The following is a 16,720-nucleotide window of genomic DNA, read 5'->3' as shown; positions in this document are numbered from 1 at the left end:
TTCCGCCCCCGACGAAGCCCGTCACGTGACACCGCTCACACTCCCCGGTGGCACCGCGACGAGGCCGGTCACCTCACCCGCCCCCAGAGCTGCGTCGCCGTCTGTTCCGTGAACGCCGTCGGTGAGGGATCCGTCGGCAGCTGCGCGGGCACCGTCGTGTCCTTCTTCTTGCCCGGCTTGTCGGCGAAGAGCGCGACGGTCAGGGTGAGCCGGGCGTCGTAGGCCACGGTCCACACCGTGCGCCGCGTGATGCCGCCGCCCGCGCCCGCCGTGAACAGCTTCGCCGGTGGGCCCGCGACCGGGGTGGCCGGGAAGCCGCCCCGGACCGGCGCGGCCACCGCGCGGGCCGCCTGCTCGGGCAGGACCCGGTGGCGGTCGCGGTGCGCGGAGTAGACGGTCCGGCCGCCGCGGGTGATGCGAGCGACGGTGTACGGCGCGGCGTACATGCCGTCGGCCGCGACCGCCGCGTACGCCGACGCGAGCTTCAGCGGGGTCGGCGCCGTCGTCCTCGCCAGTGCGGTGAGCGGCGCGCCGAACCGGAGCCCGGTCAGCGGCTCCAGCGCCGAGCCCGCCTCCACCGCCCCGCTCACCGCGTCGTTGAAGGGCTGCCGGGCGTAGTCCGACCCCCCGTACAGCACCCGCACCGCACCGTCGCCGGGCTCGATGCCGACGACGGCGGTGTGCAGCCGTATCCCCTTGGCAGCCTTCTGCCCCTTGGCCTGTTCCGCCGTGGAGTCCTGCAGGGCCAGGTCGAAGGTGGTGCGCACGGTGTAGCCGCCGCTGGCCAACTGGTCCTCGGTGATGCCGAGCCGGTCGGCGGCCTCCTTCGCCGCGGCGTCGATCAGGTACTGCCGCTGCCCCTCGGTGGCCCCCGGCGGATAGAAGCGGAACGCGGGGAAACGCGCCTCGGCCCGCTGCTTCGCCGTGATGTTCCCGCTCGCCGCCATCGCGTCCAGCACCCACGCCCAGCGCTTCTGGAGCGTCGCCGTCACCTTCGGGTCCGAGCCCGCCTTCTCGTAGTACGAGGGGAGGTTGATGATGGCGGCCAGGGCCGCGCCCTGCGAGACCGTGAGGTCCAAGGTGTCGACGTCGAAGTAGTTGCGCGCGGCGGCCTGGACGCCGGCGGCGCCCCGGCCGAAGTACACGGTGTTGAGGTAGCCCTGAAGGATCTCGTCCTTGGAGCGGGTGCGGTCCAGCTTGACCGCGATCAGCGCCTCACGCGCCTTGCGCGACAGCGACTGCTCGGGGCTGAGCAGCGCGTTCTTGACGTACTGCTGGGTGATCGTGGAGCCGCCCTGCCGTTCGCCGCCGGTCAGCGCCGCCGCGACGGCACGGACGAGGGCCTTCGGGGAGACTCCGGAGTCGGTACGGAAGGAACGGTTCTCGGCGGCGATCACCGCGTCCTGCACATACCGCGGAACCTGCGACAGCGGTACGTCCTGACGGTCGACCGGCCCCCGGCGGCCCAGGTAGGCGCCCTTCTCGTCGAGGAAGACGGTGCTCTGGACGACGGTGTCCGGGTGCGGCTCGGGGATGACGGTGAGCTTGTACGCGACGACGACCGCCCCGCACAGCAGGGCGATCAGGGCCAGGAAGGCGGCCAGCAGCCGACGCGCGATACGGCCCCGGTTGCGGCGCAGGCGGACGCGGAGCGGGATCCGGCGTGGACGCGCGGGCTCGGCGGCCTTCCCAGGCGCCCCTTCGGGCTCCTTCTTGGGCTCTTCCTTGAGTTCCGTGGTCATGCCCGCCACCCCCCGCTGCGCAGCCGGGCCACGACGGCGCCCGCGGCGTCGTACACCCTGACGCCCTCACCGCCCATGCCCTCGACGATGAGCGTCTTGGTGTCCTGCGCGGACAGCGGCGTGCTCGCGTACCAGACGCCCCAGCCGGGGCTGCCCGCCAGGGTGAGCACCTTGGCGGCGACCTGGCCGTGGCCGGTGCTCAGCTCCACACGTCCCGGGTCCCCGGTGAGGCCGTAGTACGGGCCGGACAGGAAGTACCCGCCCTTCACCGGCTCCACCTGCACGGACACCCCCGGCTTGTGGCGCGGGTAGGTGTCCGACCCGCGGAACTGGTTGGCCTGTTCCGGCGTCGACCAGTGGCTGCCGTCCGCGGTCAGCCACATCTCCACGCCGGGCGCGGCCCGCACCCGCTCCCCCGGTGCCACGATCCGTACGGACCCCGCCTCCCGGCCCGCCGCCGCAGCGGACGACGCGCCGCGGCCGGCCCCGGCGAACCGACCCACGACGGAGAAGCCCCCGGCCACCAGCACCACCACCGCACAGCCACCGGCGACCACCGCGGCCCGGCGCCGCCGCCGCACCCGGCCCCGCGCGGTCACCGCGTCCAGCGCGAGCGGGCCGGGAACCACGTCACCGGCCACCGCGGCATAGCCCTCGCGCAGCCGCTGTTCCTCGCCCAGGGCCGCCTTCACCCCGCGCTTGGCGAGGTGGCGCACCGCGCCCTTGGAGATGCCGAGCAACTGACCGATCTGTGCGTCCGGCAGCCCCTCCCCGTACCGCAGCACCAGCACGGCCCGCTGCCGGGCGGCACGCCGACCGAGCGGCCACCACCACCCCGGCAGCCAGCTCCGCACGAGGTGACGCCGTACATGGAAGTCCACGTCGTTGCGCGGAACGCGGCGCCAGCGCGCGTACACCCGTATCAGCGTCCGCCTCGCCAGATCGTCCGCCTCGGCGAGATCCCCGGTGAGCAGCCACGCGGTGACGAGGAGCCGGGGCCAGCAGGTGCGCGCGTAGGCAGCGAAGTCATGATGGATCCCGGCACCCGTCCGCATCGTCTACTCCTTGGGTCACATGTGTTTCGATGGACGCCGCACACGCGGCGCACGGGACCTGTACGCACGGGCGGGGCAGGCGGGTTGCACCGGAAACGAAAGACGCGGAGGGCATGACCGAGGACGAGTTCGACGCTTTCTACGCGGCCGCGTTCCCCCGCCTGACCGGGCAGCTCTACGCCTTCACCGGAGACCACGGCGAGGCCCAGGACGTGGTGCAGGAGGCGTTCGTACGCGCCTGGGACCGGCGGAAGTCCTTCCTGGCCGACAGCGCCCCCGAGGCCTGGATCCGCACGGTCGCCGTACGGCTGGCGGTCAGCCGCTGGCGGCGCGCCAGGCGCTGGCTGGAACTGGTACGGCGGCACACCCCGCCCGAGTCGACCCCCGGCCCCGGCCCCGAACACACCGCGCTGGTGGCCGCGTTGCGCGAATTGCCCCAGGCTCAGCGGTTGGCGATCGTCCTGCACCATCTGTGCGACCTGAGCGTCGAGCAGGTAGCCTCCGAGACCGGCGCGCCCGTGGGCACGGTCAAGGCCCGGCTGTCCCGGGGCCGGGCGGCCCTGGCGAAGCAGCTGGGCACGGACGAGGCCGGCGAGCCGGTACGCAGGGCCCATGAGCCGGTACGGAAGGAGGGCGGCCGTGTCGGATGACCTCAGCACCGATGAACTGAGCACCAGGCTCCGCGAGTTGGCCACGGCGAACGAGACCCCGCCACCCGTCGCCGCCTCCGGGATCCGCCGCCTCGGCGCCCGCCGGGGCCGCCGCCGTCGCACGGCCCTCGGCGCGGGCGCCGCGACCCTCGCCCTGGCGGCATTCGCCCTGGCCATGAACACGGGTGGCACTCCGGCACACCGTCAGACCCCGCCCGCCACCACTCCCCGCCTGCCGTCCCCCTCCGCCTCCCCCTCTTATCCCGCCCCGCCCCCGACCCCGACCCCGAGCCCGGTCACCGGAACGGTGAACCTGGGCAAGCAGACCCTGACGATCGACGGCCGGGTCATGCCCATCACCTCGGGTTTTCCGACCCTCGTCTCCGCCGGCCCGCTGACCGTCTCCGCGAAGATCGACCTCACACGGGACTCCGCCGGTCAACTCGCCAAGGACTCCTGCAAGGTGGCGGAACCGTACGTGGTCGAACTCCACGACACCGACCGGAACAGCTTCTACGTCGGCTCCCTCGCCTGTGCCGCCCGATCCGGCAGCTGGATCGGCCTCGACACCAAGGACGCCGTCTGGCTCTACAACAGGCTGACCCCGGGCGACACGCTGTCGGCGGTCGCACCGAGGGCCTAGGCGCGCTGTTCGCGCCACAACGAGAAGAGGCCGCCCTGCCATACCGGCGGGCGGCCCTTCCCTAGATCTTCATCGGTACCTCAGCGGGACATGTCACCAGCTGTAGTAGCCGTGGTACATCCATCCGCTGACGCCGCTGTCGACGTCGTAGACCAGGTCCCACTGACCGTCACCGGACACGTCCCGGTGCGCCAGGCGCTCGCCGGTGTAGCAGAGACCGAGCACCGCACCGGAGGTGCTCGGCTCAGAGCGGAGACGGACGCCGTCCGTGGTGCAGTGGCCGTAGACGTCGTCGGCGTAGGCCGGCGTCGTGGCCAGCGTCGCGCCACCGATGGCGGCGGCGACCGCGAGGCCGGTCAGTGCCATGCCGCGCTTCCCCCGTACTGCGAAGGACACAGTTCCTCCAGAACAAACCATGTGAAACCAAGTCAGATGATCTTGGCCGGAAGGGAACATAGCATGTTCATGATCTTGAAAGAGAGCGGGCGGCGGGCGCCCGGCACCAACACCCCGAAGCTCAAGCCACCAGCTCCGAGCGCTCTTTGCATGGAATGAGAGGCGGGCCTCAACCCACCCTCCCGCCCTGTGAGTTGACTTGGCGCGACCGACTTGCGACAGACAGTCACGAGGCCTTAGCGTGCCCGCATAACGAACAACCCCCGCAAGGTGCTAGCAACACCTGCGGGGGTCTGACTACGAGACCGGACGGACCCCCGATCACGTGGCTGACGCCAAGCTTAGTGCTGCCCCCCTGTCCGCGCACGCCTCCCCCCCACCCGATGGCCAATCCGGGTTACGGCAAGCGCTCGGCATCGGACCAACGCCCCCGCACCAACCACGACTTCGCACACCTCCCGCCCCGCGAAGCGGCCATCGCCGCGTACGTCGACCGTCTCCCCGACGGCGCCGACATCTCGGTGAAAACGCTGGCCAAGCAGCTCCCGTACGGCCAGTGCGCGCTTCGCACGGCCCTCAACCGGCTCCAGGCGGCAGGGCACTTACGGCGAGGAAGGGAGCGGCTGGAGACGGAAGACGGCGGCTCTCGCTGGATCACCCGAACGTGGTTCTCCCGTGCCGCACGCGACGACACCTGGTGGGCGGCGTTCACACGCGGCGACGTACCGGAGGAACCGCCCGAACGGCCCGGCCCCACCCGCTCCCGCGCCCACATCCTCCTCGCCGCCCTGGGTCGTACGGCCCCGGTCCTGTCCCTCTCCGCCGCCGACTGCGCCGCACTCGCCCCGCTGGTGGAGGAGTGGTTCGCACGCGGAGCCACGGAGGAAACACTCCGGACCGCACTGACCGCAGGCCTGCCGACCCCCGTACACAGCCCAGCGGCCCTGCTCCGCCGCCGCTTGACCGACAAACTCCCGCCCGAGCCGGTAGCCCCACGCCCACCGCGCCGGGTCCTGGAGTGCGCGGAGTGCGGGGTGCCGGGGCGGCCGGAAGCACTACCTGGGGGCGTGTGCAGCGGCTGCCGAGGCGGACGCGCCCCCGCGCACCCCAGTACGCCCCTGCCCGCCCTCGCAGTCCGCACCCGCGCAGGAGAGATCCGGGCTGCCATGTCCGTACGACGACGAAGCGAAAGGACACCCACATGACCGCTCCTACGGTCCGACGACACCACCCCGGGGCACGATGGAGGGGAGGAGGCGACACCATGACCCCCAGCACCGCCCATCGCCCGCAGATGTCCGTCGAGGACTTCGAGGAGCTTGCCCGCAGGGCCCCGAAAAACGTGCAGCTCGAATTCATCAACGGGCGGCTGTACGTGAAGGGCGACCGCATCACGGTCGAGGACTTCGAGGAGCTTGCCCGTAAGGCTCCAGAGGGCGTCAAGCTCGAACTCATCGACGGAAGGCTAGAGGTCAAGCCGATGCCTGACCAGCGTCACCGGGGCATCGTGATGTGGCTCCTCCGGCTGTTCATGCAGCTACGTCCCGAGCTGGCCCTGTACCCCGAACAGCAGCTCAAGGTCGGGGCCTACCGCAAGGGCCACGCCTGCGCAGACGGTGCGCTGACCCCGTTCAACCACTTCATCGCCCAGGAGGGAGACTGGGCGAACCCCGACGGCGTCCTCATGGTCGTGGAAGTCACCTCTCGCGACCGTGACACCGACCGACGCGACCGCATCGACAAGGTCCGTGGTTACGCCGAAGCCGGAATCCCCATCTACCTGCTGATCGACCGCGACAACGACACGCTCGTCGTCTACAGCGAACCCGAGGACGGCCGCTACCAACAGTCCCCGTCCTACCCTTGGGGCGCCACCGTCGCACTCCCCTGCCCGGTCGACGTCACCCTCGACACCGAGGACCTCAAGGACTACGCCGACTGACCGTGGACACAAGCAACGCCATGACCCCCTGCGCCACAAGACGCTTGCCGATGCCCACCGAGGACTTCGAGGATCTTGCCGAAGCGGCCCCGCCGAACGTGCAGCTGGAATTCGTCGACGGGCGTGTCCGCACCAGGGATCCGCTCAGCGTCGAGGACTTCGAGGAGCTGGAGCGCCGGGCGCCGGAGACCGTCCGGCTTGAGTACCTCAACGGAAAACTAGAGGTCAAAGCCCCTCAGGACGGCAACCACTCCTGCATTCCACGTGGCTGACGCGCCAGTGCCTCCTCCAGCGTCCTGGCCATGGCCTCTACCCCTTCTCTGGTGTCAAGACGCAGGCCGACCGCAATGGACGAGCCCGCACGGACGGAGCCTTCGCGCGGCGCGGCCATTTCAAAGGGCACGGCGAATGGTCCGACCCCGACGGCATCCTGATGGTCCTGGAGATCACAGTCGGCGACCGCGACACCAACCAGCGCGACCGCATCGACAAGCCGATCGGCTACGCAACGGCCGAGATCCCCGTCTACCTCCTCATCGACCGCGACAACAGCGCAGTCACCGTCTACAGCGAACCGAAGGACGGCCGCTACCAGCAGTCCTTCTCCCACCCCTGGGGCGCCACCGTCGACCTCCCGCCGCCGGTGAGCATCACCCTGGACACCGAGGAACTCAAGGAGTACGCCGACTGACCTCAGTAAACGCCCAAGGGCGGCACCCCCAGCCAGAAGCTGGACGTACCGCCCTCGGTCCGTAGGACAGGCGATCAACCGTCAGGTCGATCAGAAGTCCATGTCACCGCCCGGCATGCCGCCCGGAGCGGCCGCGGCGGCCTTCTCCGGCTTGTCGGCGATGACGGCCTCGGTGGTGAGGAACAGCGCGGCGATGGAGGCGGCGTTCTGCAGCGCGGAACGGGTCACCTTCGCCGGGTCGATGATGCCCTCGGCGATCATGTCGACGTACTCGCCCGTGGCGGCGTTCAGACCGTGGCCGACGGCCAGGTTGCGCACCTTCTCCACGACGACGCCACCCTCGAGACCACCGTTGACGGCGATCTGCTTCAGCGGGGCCTCCAGCGCGAGCTTCACGGCGTTGGCGCCGGTCGCCTCGTCACCCTCCAGGTCCAGCTTCTCGAAGACCGAGGAGGCCTGCAGCAGGGCCACGCCACCACCGGCGACGATGCCCTCCTCGACGGCCGCCTTCGCGTTGCGGACGGCGTCCTCGATGCGGTGCTTGCGCTCCTTCAGCTCCACCTCGGTGGCGGCACCGGCCTTGATGACCGCGACACCGCCGGCGAGCTTCGCCAGGCGCTCCTGCAGCTTCTCGCGGTCGTAGTCCGAGTCGCTGTTCTCGATCTCGGCGCGGATCTGGTTGACCCGGCCGCCCACCTGCTCCGAGGAGCCGGCGCCGTCGACGATGGTGGTCTCGTCCTTGGTGATGACGACCTTGCGGGCGCGGCCCAGGAGGTCCAGGGTCGCGTTCTCCAGCTTGAGGCCGACCTCCTCGGAGATGACCTCGCCGCCCGTGAGGATGGCGATGTCGCCGAGCATGGCCTTGCGGCGGTCGCCGAAGCCCGGGGCCTTGACGGCGACGGACTTGAAGGTGCCGCGGATCTTGTTGACGACCAGGGTCGACAGGGCCTCGCCCTCGACGTCCTCGGCGATGATCAGCAGCGGCTTGCCCGACTGCATGACCTTCTCCAGCAGCGGGAGCAGGTCCTTGACCGAGGCGATCTTGGAGTTGGCGATGAGGATGTACGGGTCCTCGAGCGACGCCTCCATGCGCTCCATGTCGGTCGCGAAGTAGGCGGAGATGTAGCCCTTGTCGAAGCGCATGCCCTCGGTGAGCTCAAGCTCCAGACCGAAGGTGTTGCTCTCCTCGACGGTGATGACGCCTTCCTTGCCGACCTTGTCCATGGCCTCGGCGATCAGCTCGCCGATCTGGGTGTCGGCGGCGGAGATGGACGCGGTGGAGGCGATCTGCTCCTTGGTCTCGACGTCCTTCGCCTGCTCCAGCAGGGCGGCGGAGACGGCCTCGACGGCCTTCTCGATACCGCGCTTCAGAGCCATCGGGTTGGCGCCGGCCGCGACGTTGCGCAGGCCTTCCTTGACCAGGGCCTGGGCCAGGACGGTCGCGGTCGTCGTGCCATCACCGGCGACGTCGTCCGTCTTCTTCGCGACTTCCTTGACCAGCTCGGCGCCGATCTTCTCGTACGGGTCCTCGAGCTCGATCTCCTTGGCGATGGAGACACCATCGTTGGTGATCGTGGGGGCGCCCCACTTCTTCTCGAGGACGACGTTGCGACCCTTGGGGCCGAGCGTCACCTTGACGGCGTCCGCGAGCTGGTTCATGCCGCGCTCGAGGCCGCGCCGCGCCTCCTCGTCGAACGCGATGATCTTGGCCATGTGAAGTGGTCCCTCCAGGACTGGGGGTGATTCCTTCGGACCGCGCCCGCGCCCGCGACGGACGGCTCGCCGGCCTGTGGTTCCTTGCCCCACGTGGCCTGCGGGCCTCACCGACCCGGTCCTTCTTTGTCACTCTCACCTTCAGAGTGCTAACGCCAATGATTAGCACTCGGCACCCCCGAGTGCAAGCGCCTCGGGCATGCCGGAGGGGGCGCTCAGCCGCGCGCGAACAGGGGGCGCCGGGGGGTGCCGGGCATGCCGAAGGGCCCGCACCCAGGAGGTACGGGCCCTTCGACAATGAACAGAAGAACGTCGTTGTCAGTCGACGCGTGCTTCAGCTGGTCGCCAGCCGGACCATGTCCGCCTGCGGGCCCTTCTGGCCCTGCGAGATCTCGAAGTCGACCCGCTGCCCCTCTTCCAGGGTGCGGTAACCGTCCATCTGGATCGCGCTGTAGTGGACGAAAACATCCGCACCACCGTCGACCGCGATGAAGCCGTACCCCTTCTCCGCGTTGAACCACTTGACGGTGCCCTGAGCCATGCCTAACTCCCCTATTACTGGCCCTTGCACAGATCCACACTTCGCGGATCCGGGTCAGACCTCACCCCCCAAATCGGTCGGGGGCGTGCGCCGGAACGCGTCGACCGCGGCTGAATGTATCTGTCCAACTGCCGTCTGCAACAGGTCAATCGGACGAGAATTCTGGACGGGAACGGTCCGGAATGTGGGGAGAATTCACCCGACTTCAGGGCAAGTCGGGGCACGCAAACGACACAAAAGCCGCATAGAACCCGCGCACTTTGGCTACTTCTTGTCGGGCGTACAGCGTGATTCCAGGGGTCCTGACCCGAAGGCCGAGACCGGGTTCCCCAACTGTACCGCGCTCAATCACGCAGAATTGCCCCCTCCGCTTCTCTCACGGAGGAGGCAATTCAATGAACAATGAGTAACTGAAGTTACCCAAGGTAACGATCAGCCGCCGGCGACCGCCGGAATGATGGAGACACCGGCGCCGTCCGGGGTCTCGGTCTGCAGGCCCTGCTCGAAGCGGACGTCGTCGTCGTTGACGTAGACGTTGACGAACCGGCGCAGCTTGCCCTGGTCGTCCAGGACGCGGGCGGCGATCCCGGTGTGGTTCTTCTCCAGGTCCTCGATGACCTCGGCGAGGGTGGCCCCTTCGGCGGCCACTTCGGCCTGCCCGCCCGTGTAGGTGCGCAGGATGGTCGGGATGCGAACGGTCACGCTCACGATGAAACCTCCGGTCAGGGTGACGCCCTAGGGGCGCAGGGCTGTGTTGGATCTGCGGCTAGACGAGCCCCGCCTCGCGGAACGACTCCAGGCTGGGACGGATGGTCGCGGTGAGCCCTGTACCCGCCACCGCGTCCAGCGTCTTGAGGCCGTCGCCGGTGTTGAGAACCACCGTGGTCTTCGTCGGGTCCAGGACGCCGTCCTTGACCAGCTTGCGGGTGACGCCGACGGTCACACCGCCCGCCGTCTCCGCGAAGATGCCCTCGGTCCTGGCGAGCAGCCTGATCGCGTCGACGACTTCCGCGTCCGTCACGTCCTCCACGGCGCCGCCGGTGCGGCGCGCGATGTCCAGGACGTAGGGGCCGTCGGCGGGGTTGCCGATGGCGAGGGACTTGGCGATGGTGTTGGGCTTCTGGGGGCGGACCACGTCGTGGCCCGCCTTGAAGGCCGTGGACACCGGCGAGCAGCCCTCGGCCTGCGCGCCGAAGACCTTGTAGGGCCTGTCCTCAACCAGACCCAGCTCGATCAGCTCCTTCAGACCCTTGTCGATCTTGGTGAGCTGGGAGCCGGAGGCGATCGGGACCACGATCTGGTCCGGCAGCCGCCAGCCGAGCTGCTCGCAGATCTCGTACGCGAGGGTCTTGGAGCCCTCCGCGTAGTACGGCCGCAGGTTGACGTTGACGAAGCCCCAGCCCTCGCCGGCCGGGTCGCCGATCAGCTCGGAGCAGAAGCGGTTCACATCGTCGTAGTTGCCCTCGATGCCGACCAGCTCGCCGCCGTAGACCGCGGCCATGACGACCTTGCCCTGCTCCAGGTCGTGCGGGATGAACACGCAGGAGCGGAAGCCGGCCCGGGCAGCGGCGGCGCCGACGGCACCGGCGAGGTTGCCGGTGGAGGAGCAGGACAGGGTGGTGAAGCCGAAGGCGCGGGCGGCCTCCAGGGCCTGGGCGACCACGCGGTCCTTGAAGGAGTGCGTCGGGTTGCCGGAGTCGTCCTTCACATACAGGCCGCCGGTCACGCCCAGCTCGCGGGCGAGGTTGTCGGCCTTGACGAGTGGGGTCCAGCCCGGGTTCAGGTTCGGCTTGCCGGCCACGTCCGCGGGGACGGGCAGCAGCGGGGCGTACCGCCAGATGTTCGCGGGACCGGCCTCGATACGGCGGCGCAGCTCTTCGGTGTCGTAGCCGGAGAAGTCGTAGGCGATCTCCAGCGGGCCGAAACACTCCGCGCAGGCGAACAGGGGGCCGAGCGGGACGCGGTGACCGCACTCCCGGCAGCTCAGGGCCGCGGCGGGACCGAGGTCGACGGTGGAATCGCTGGTGGTTGCAACTGTCTGCACAGCCATGGAGGCGAGGCCCTTTCTCCTCATCTTCCTCATGGCGCATCTCGCCATGAGACGGATTTGGCACCTTCCCTAGCCGGGAGCCTCGCTGAGCGATCACACCTGATCAGGCTGATCTACGAGAACCGACTGGAGGGTTGCCGGGGCTTCATCGGGCCGTTTCCCTCTGCCCCTCTGGATGAGCGGTATTCGATTGTGGACGCACGCGACCCCCGACATGCGATGGTCATCGGCGTTGTTCAAGACTGTAACCGAAGGCCTGGACAGTTGAGATAGTCGTCCGAACCGCGAGACACGTGAGGAGCCGCAGACCGTGCTGGAAGAAGTCGAGCGCTGGCTGGCCACCCGCTCCTGGTCCGTGGCCGATCGCCCGCTCCACCGGATCCTGTCCGCCAAGCAGCGCACGGGCCAGACCGTCAGTGTCGTGCTGCCCGCGCTCAACGAGGAGGAGACCGTCGGCGACATCGTCGCGATCATCCGGCACGACCTCGTGGAGCAGGTTCCGCTCGTCGACGAGATCGTCGTCGTGGACTCCGGCTCCACCGACCGTACCTCCGAGGTCGCCGCCGCCGCGGGCGCGCGGGTCGTTCACCGCGACGAGATCCTGCCCCGCATCCCGGCCGTCCCCGGAAAGGGTGAAGTGCTCTGGCGGTCCCTGCTGGTCACCGGCGGGGACATCCTCTGCTTCGTCGACGCCGACCTGCGGGAGTTCTCCTCCGACTTCGTCTCCGGGATCGTCGGCCCGCTGCTCACCGAGCCGGGCGTCGACCTGGTCAAGGCCATGTACGACCGCCCGCTCGCCGGGACGGCGGGGCAGGGCGGCCGGGTCACCGAGCTGATGGCCCGCCCGCTGCTGAACATGCACTGGCCGCGGCTGGCCGGTTTCGTCCAGCCGCTGGGCGGCGAGTACGCGGCCCGCCGCAGCCTGCTGGAACAGCTCCCCTTCCCCGTCGGCTACGGCGTGGAGCTGGGCATGCTGGTGGACGCACTGCACCTGGTGGGGCTGGACGCGCTGGCCCAGGTGGACGTGGGTGTGCGCATCCACCGCCACCAGGACGGACAGGCGCTGGGGCGGATGGCCGCGGCGATCTACCGCACGGCCCAGCTCCGGCTGGCCCGCGGCCACCTGGTGCGCCCCACGCTGACCCAGTTCGAACGGGGCGAGGACGGCTTCGAGCCGCGCACCTACTCGGTGGACACCGAGGAGCGCCCGCCGATGCTGGAGATCGCGGAGTACGCCGAGCGCAAGGTGGCGTGATCCGGTTGTACACGCGTGATCCGGTCGTATACGTCCGTACGCCGCGCCCGTCCGTACGTTTGAGCGTTTCCGGGCCGGGCTAGGTTTTCGACCATGGCTTCCACGCAGGGTGCTGCCGAGAAGGCTCGGGTTCTGGTCGCGTCCAACCGCGGCCCGGTTTCGTACACGGTGTACGACGACGAAGGGGCCGAGGGGTCCGGCTCACTGCGCGCCAAGCGGGGCGGCGGCGGGCTGGTCTCGGGGCTGTCCGCCATCGGGCCGGACGCCGGCTCGGTGTGGGTGTGCGCGGCGCTCGGCGACGGCGACCGGGCGGCCGTACGGCGGGCGGCCGGCGGGCTGCTGCCGGCCGAGGACACCGGCGGGCAGCGGGTGCGGATGCTCGACATCGACGCACGCGTGCACGCGGACGCCTACAACGGCATCGCCAACTCGGTGCTCTGGTTCATCCACCACATGCTCTACCAGACCCCGCTGGAGCCGGTCTTCGACGCGGAGTTCCGGCGGCAGTGGGCGTCGTACGAGGCCTACAACCGGGCGTTCGCCGAGGCGCTGGCCGAGGAGGCGGCCGACGGGGCGGCGGTGCTGGTGCAGGACTACCACCTGTGCCTGGTGCCCGGGATGCTCCGCGAACTCCGCCCCGACCTGCGGATCGGCCACTTCTCGCACACCCCGTGGGCGCCGCCGGACTACTTCCGGCTGCTGCCCGACGACATCGCGGCCGCGCTGCTGAACGGCATCCTGGGCGCGGACCGGGCGGCCTTCCTGACCCGGCGCTGGGCGGACGCCTTCGCGGAGTGCTGTCACGCGGTGCTGGGGCCCAAGGCGCCCTCGGACACCCGGATCGGCGTGCACGGCCTCGGCGCGGACGCGGACTTCCTGCGCGCCCGGGCCCACGAGCCGGACGTCGAGGAACGGATGGCGGCCCTGCGGGCGGAGATCGGCGAGGGCCGCAGGGCCATCGTGCGCGTCGACCGCACCGAGCTGTCCAAGAACATCGTGCGCGGTCTGCTGGCGTACCGGCAGCTGCTGGACGAGCACCCCGAGTGGCGCGAGCGGGTGGTGCATGTCGCGTTCGCGTATCCGTCGCGGCAGGACCTCGCCGTCTACCGCGACTACACGGCCGCGGTGCAGCGGGTGGCCGAGGAGATCAACTCGGCCTATGGGACGCCCGGTTGGACCCCGGTCGTGCTGCACGTCAAGGACGACTTCGCGCGCTCGCTGGCCGCCTACCGCCTGGCCGACGTCGCCCTGGTCAACCCCATCCGGGACGGCATGAACCTGGTCGCCAAGGAGGTACCGGTCGTCTCCGACCGGGGCTGCGCGCTGGTGCTGTCCCGGGAGGCGGGGGCGTACGAGGACCTGGGCGCCGACGCCCTCGTGGTGAACCCGTACGACATCGAGGGGACGGCGCGGGCGCTGCACTCCGCGCTGAGCATGCCGGAGGGCGAGCGGACGGAACGCTCGAAGCGGCTGTCCGCCGCGGCCACCGCGCTACCGCCCGCCCGATGGTTCCTGGACCAACTGCACGCCCTGGAGGCTCAGTCCAGCTGAGCCGCCAGCGCCCGCAGCAGATCCACCACGCCGGCCGGGCCGTCCACCACCAGGTCCGCGCGCTCCGCCAGTTCCGCGACCTCCGCGCTGCCGCTGCAGACCAGCAGGCCCGGGACGCCGTCGGAGCGGAGTTCGTCGACGGCGTCGAAGGCGCGGAGGTCGCCGAGGTCGTCGCCGGCGTAGAGGACCGACTCGGCGCCGATCTTGCGGACGTACGCGCCGAGTGCCACGCCCTTGTCCATGCCCGGCGGGCGCAGTTCCAGGACCATGCGGCCGGGCTCGACGATCAGGCCGTGCCGGGTGGCGAGGTCGGTGAGGGGGCCGCGCAGGGCCTCGAACGCGGCCTGCGGGTCGTCGGCGCGGCGGGTGTGGACCGCGACCGCCCGGCCCTTCTCCTCGATCCAGGTGCCGTGCCAGGCTCCGGCGCGGTCCAGGACGCCCGGCAGTTCGGCGCGGGCGGCCGCGACGCCGGGGTGCGGGGCCGGGGCGGTGACGGTGCCGGTGACCGCGTCCCAGCGCTCGGCGCCGTAGTGGCCGAGGACGGTGAGGTGCTCCAGTCCGGCGACGCCGGCGAAGCCGCCGTAGCGGACCGCGACTCCGGCGGGGCGGCCGGTGATCACGGCGACGGAGGCGACCTTCGGGGCGAGGGCGGCGAGGGCGGGTACGGCCTCGGGGTGGGCGCGGGCCTGTTCGGGGTCGGCGACGATGGGGGCCAGTGTGCCGTCGAAGTCGAGTCCGACGAGCGCTGCGCTCGGCTTCGCCAGGAATGCGGCGAGTCCGTCTCGGCCGGGCTGGGTCTGCGGGGTCGGCAGAGGGTCCATACCGCGACAGTATCCAGACTCGGCCGGGCTCACTCCTGGGGCTCCGCGAAGGGCTCCGCCCGTGGGCCCCGTTTTCCCACTCGGGAAGTCAGCGTTCCGAGCGGCGGGACTCCCGTACCCTGCGCAGGCGGTTCACCGTCACCGGATCATGCGCCAGGGCTCTCTCGTCGTCCAGCAACGCGTTCAGCAGCTGGTAGTAGCGGACCGGGGCGAGGTCCAGTTCCTCGCGTATCGCCCTCTCCTTCGCGCCGGGGCCGGAGAAGCTCCGGCGCTCCAGCGCGAGGATGGCTTGTTCGCGACGGCCGAGTTCCATGGCAGCCACAGTAACGCCGGGCACTGACAGCCCGGTCAGCTCTTGCTGCTGCTGTCCGCCGCGGTCGCCGTCGACTGGAGGCGGGACAGGACGCCGGCGGGGCTGCCGGCGGGGTCGACGGCACGGCCGATGTTCTGCTTCACGGCCGCGCTGACCGCCGCCCAGGAGGTCTTGCCGACGGGGTACAGCTCGGAGGTGGGCAGCTGGTCGAGGAAGGGGTGCAGGGCGCTGTCGGGGGCCGAGTCCGATTCGCTCATGGCGTTGGAGGCTGAGCCGGTGACCGGCAGCAGACCGTACTCGCGGGAGAAGTCGAGGACGTTCTTCTCGCTGTAGACGAAGTTCAGGAAGTCGCCTATCTGCTCGGCGTGCCCGTTCTGCTTGAAGGCCATCATCCAGTCGGTGACGCCCATGGAGGCCCTGGTCTTGCCGTGGGGTCCCGGAGTCGGCACCATGCCGAACTTCACGCCCTTCTTCTCGGCCTGCTGGATCAGCGTGGGGTGCCCGTTGAGCATGCCGACCTGGCCGTCGGCGAACGCGGCGAAGGCGTCCGCGCGGTTGAGCTTGCCGGGCGCGACGGGCCCCGTCAGGCCCTTGCCGACGAGGTCGTCCTTGAGCCAGGTGAAGGTGTCGACGTTCTGCGCGGAGTCGATGGTGTACGTGCCGACGTCGTCGGTGTAGCCCGTGCCGCCGCTGCCGCCGCTGAGCAGCCACTGCATGGTCTCGGCCTGGGCCTCCTCTGGGCCGAGGGGCAGCGCGAAGGGGTACTGCACGCCCTTGTCCTTGAGCGCCTTGGCGTCGGCGGCCAGGTCGTCCCAGCTGGTGGGCGGGGTGGTGATGCCGGCCTTGGCGAACAGGGTCTTGTTGTAGAAGAGCACGCGCGTGGAGCCGGCGAAGGGGATGCCGTACTGCGTGTGGTTCCACTGGCCGGCTTCGGAGAGCTGGGAGAGGAAGTCGGCCTGGGTGCGGATGGAGAGCAGGTCGGAGGCCGGGTAGAGCTTGCCGGCGGACGCGTAGTCGGCGTAGGCGCCGATCTGGGCCAGGTCGGGGGCGTGGCCCGCGGCGACCATGTCCTTGACCTTGGCGTCGACGTCGTTCCAGGAGTACACGCTGACGTCGATCTTCACACCGGGGTGCTTGGACTCGTACGCCTTGACCAGGGTGTCCCAGTACTTCTTGGAGCTGTTGGCCGGGGAGTCGCCGTAGTCGGCGGCGACCAGTCTCAGTGTCACGTCGGAGGAGCCCGTACTCCCGCAGCCGCCGAGGACCGCCGTCATGCCCAGTGCGGACACCACCGCGATCGTTCCTGCCGTACGCCGACGCACCGTCAAAGCTCCAACCCTGCTGTCTGACCGTTCAA

General features: G+C 70.2%; 18 protein-coding genes and 1 riboswitch. Of the genes, 8 read left to right on the top strand and 10 right to left on the bottom strand.

From position 1 onward, the window contains the following. Positions 1-68: 68 nt before the first annotated feature. Together AB0L75_RS07990 and AB0L75_RS07985 are read right to left on the bottom strand one after the other, a co-directional pair. Positions 69-1,742 carry a transglycosylase domain-containing protein gene (locus tag AB0L75_RS07990; protein WP_365176890.1) on the bottom strand — a complete coding sequence of 558 codons (1,674 nt, stop codon included), beginning with the start codon at positions 1,740-1,742 and terminating at the stop codon, positions 69-71. Continuing rightward, positions 1,739-2,797, bottom strand: coding sequence for a sigma factor-like helix-turn-helix DNA-binding protein (locus AB0L75_RS07985; RefSeq protein WP_365176887.1), 1,059 nt, complete (start codon positions 2,795-2,797; stop codon positions 1,739-1,741). Before AB0L75_RS07985 ends, AB0L75_RS07990 begins: the two co-directional genes overlap by 4 nt. 113 nt (positions 2,798-2,910) lie before the next feature. Between AB0L75_RS07985 and AB0L75_RS07980 the strand changes: the two genes are divergently transcribed. Together AB0L75_RS07980 and AB0L75_RS07975 are read left to right on the top strand one after the other, a co-directional pair. Next, the gene (locus AB0L75_RS07980) at positions 2,911-3,447 is read left to right on the top strand and encodes a SigE family RNA polymerase sigma factor (RefSeq protein WP_365176885.1); all 537 of its coding nucleotides are present in this window, start codon (positions 2,911-2,913) and stop codon (positions 3,445-3,447) included. Next, positions 3,437-4,090, top strand: coding sequence for a hypothetical protein (locus AB0L75_RS07975; protein ID WP_365176882.1), 654 nt, complete (start codon positions 3,437-3,439; stop codon positions 4,088-4,090). Before AB0L75_RS07980 ends, AB0L75_RS07975 begins: the two co-directional genes overlap by 11 nt. 93 nt (positions 4,091-4,183) lie before the next feature. Here AB0L75_RS07975 and AB0L75_RS07970 read toward each other — a convergent pair whose 3' ends face one another. Beyond that, positions 4,184-4,456, bottom strand: coding sequence for an SH3 domain-containing protein (locus AB0L75_RS07970; protein ID WP_365176879.1), 273 nt, complete (start codon positions 4,454-4,456; stop codon positions 4,184-4,186). 413 nt (positions 4,457-4,869) lie between these two features. Here AB0L75_RS07970 and AB0L75_RS07965 point away from each other — a divergent pair, with 413 nt between their 5' ends. The 4 genes from AB0L75_RS07965 to AB0L75_RS07950 are packed head-to-tail and all read left to right on the top strand — an operon-like array spanning position 4,870 to position 7,119. Further along, on the top strand, positions 4,870-5,691 hold the full coding sequence (locus AB0L75_RS07965; protein ID WP_365176876.1) for a hypothetical protein: 822 nt from the start codon (positions 4,870-4,872) through the stop codon (positions 5,689-5,691). Positions 5,692-5,750: 59 nt separating this feature from the next. Next, positions 5,751-6,428: a Uma2 family endonuclease gene (locus AB0L75_RS07960; protein ID WP_365176873.1), complete on the top strand. Its 678-nt coding sequence runs from the start codon at positions 5,751-5,753 to the stop codon at positions 6,426-6,428. 50 nt (positions 6,429-6,478) lie between these two features. Beyond that, a complete protein-coding gene (locus AB0L75_RS07955; RefSeq protein ID WP_365176870.1) occupies positions 6,479-6,700 on the top strand; it encodes a hypothetical protein in 222 nt (73 codons plus the stop codon). After that, positions 6,682-7,119 carry a Uma2 family endonuclease gene (locus AB0L75_RS07950; protein ID WP_365178042.1) on the top strand — a complete coding sequence of 146 codons (438 nt, stop codon included), beginning with the start codon at positions 6,682-6,684 and terminating at the stop codon, positions 7,117-7,119. Before AB0L75_RS07955 ends, AB0L75_RS07950 begins: the two co-directional genes overlap by 19 nt. Positions 7,120-7,209: 90 nt before the next feature. Here AB0L75_RS07950 and groL read toward each other — a convergent pair whose 3' ends face one another. The 4 genes from groL to thrC all read right to left on the bottom strand — a co-directional run bounded on the left by groL (position 7,210) and on the right by thrC (position 11,423). Beyond that, complete coding sequence (gene groL, locus AB0L75_RS07945; RefSeq protein WP_365176867.1) at positions 7,210-8,832, bottom strand: chaperonin GroEL; 1,623 nt, start codon at positions 8,830-8,832, stop codon at positions 7,210-7,212. A 334-nt stretch (positions 8,833-9,166) separates the two neighbouring features. Next, positions 9,167-9,373 carry a cold-shock protein gene (locus AB0L75_RS07940; RefSeq protein WP_019057200.1) on the bottom strand — a complete coding sequence of 69 codons (207 nt, stop codon included), beginning with the start codon at positions 9,371-9,373 and terminating at the stop codon, positions 9,167-9,169. Positions 9,374-9,805: 432 nt separating this feature from the next. Continuing rightward, entirely contained in the window at positions 9,806-10,081 is a 276-nt protein-coding gene (locus AB0L75_RS07935) for a MoaD/ThiS family protein (protein ID WP_365176863.1), read from the bottom strand. A gap of 58 nt (positions 10,082-10,139) precedes the next feature. Next, the gene (gene thrC / locus AB0L75_RS07930; protein ID WP_365176860.1) at positions 10,140-11,423 is read right to left on the bottom strand and encodes a threonine synthase; all 1,284 of its coding nucleotides are present in this window, start codon (positions 11,421-11,423) and stop codon (positions 10,140-10,142) included. A gap of 17 nt (positions 11,424-11,440) precedes the next feature. Then, a riboswitch (SAM riboswitch) is annotated at positions 11,441-11,605 on the bottom strand. Between the two features lie 128 nt (positions 11,606-11,733). Here thrC and AB0L75_RS07925 point away from each other — a divergent pair. Together AB0L75_RS07925 and AB0L75_RS07920 are read left to right on the top strand one after the other, a co-directional pair. Beyond that, complete coding sequence (locus AB0L75_RS07925) at positions 11,734-12,678, top strand: glucosyl-3-phosphoglycerate synthase (protein WP_365176857.1); 945 nt, start codon at positions 11,734-11,736, stop codon at positions 12,676-12,678. Between the two features lie 93 nt (positions 12,679-12,771). Further along, the gene (locus tag AB0L75_RS07920) at positions 12,772-14,229 is read left to right on the top strand and encodes a trehalose-6-phosphate synthase (protein WP_365176854.1); all 1,458 of its coding nucleotides are present in this window, start codon (positions 12,772-12,774) and stop codon (positions 14,227-14,229) included. Here AB0L75_RS07920 and otsB read toward each other — a convergent pair. From otsB to AB0L75_RS07905, 3 genes are all read right to left on the bottom strand, one after another. Further along, positions 14,217-15,050, bottom strand: a complete 834-nt coding sequence (gene otsB, locus AB0L75_RS07915; protein ID WP_365176851.1) for a trehalose-phosphatase — start codon at positions 15,048-15,050, stop codon at positions 14,217-14,219. The genes AB0L75_RS07920 and otsB overlap by 13 nt on opposite strands. 88 nt (positions 15,051-15,138) lie before the next feature. Then, positions 15,139-15,363, bottom strand: a complete 225-nt coding sequence (locus AB0L75_RS07910) for a DUF3263 domain-containing protein (RefSeq protein WP_365176848.1) — start codon at positions 15,361-15,363, stop codon at positions 15,139-15,141. A 35-nt stretch (positions 15,364-15,398) separates the two neighbouring features. Beyond that, a complete protein-coding gene (locus AB0L75_RS07905) occupies positions 15,399-16,655 on the bottom strand; it encodes an extracellular solute-binding protein (protein ID WP_365176845.1) in 1,257 nt (418 codons plus the stop codon). Between the last annotated feature and the right edge of the window lie 65 nt (positions 16,656-16,720).

Origin of the sequence: Streptomyces sp. NPDC052101, from assembly GCF_040680235.1 — a bacterium.
Classification (GTDB): Bacteria; Actinomycetota; Actinomycetes; order Streptomycetales; family Streptomycetaceae; genus Streptomyces.
Note: the sequence above shows the minus strand (reverse complement) of the source record. Positions and strands in the feature narration are given on the sequence as shown.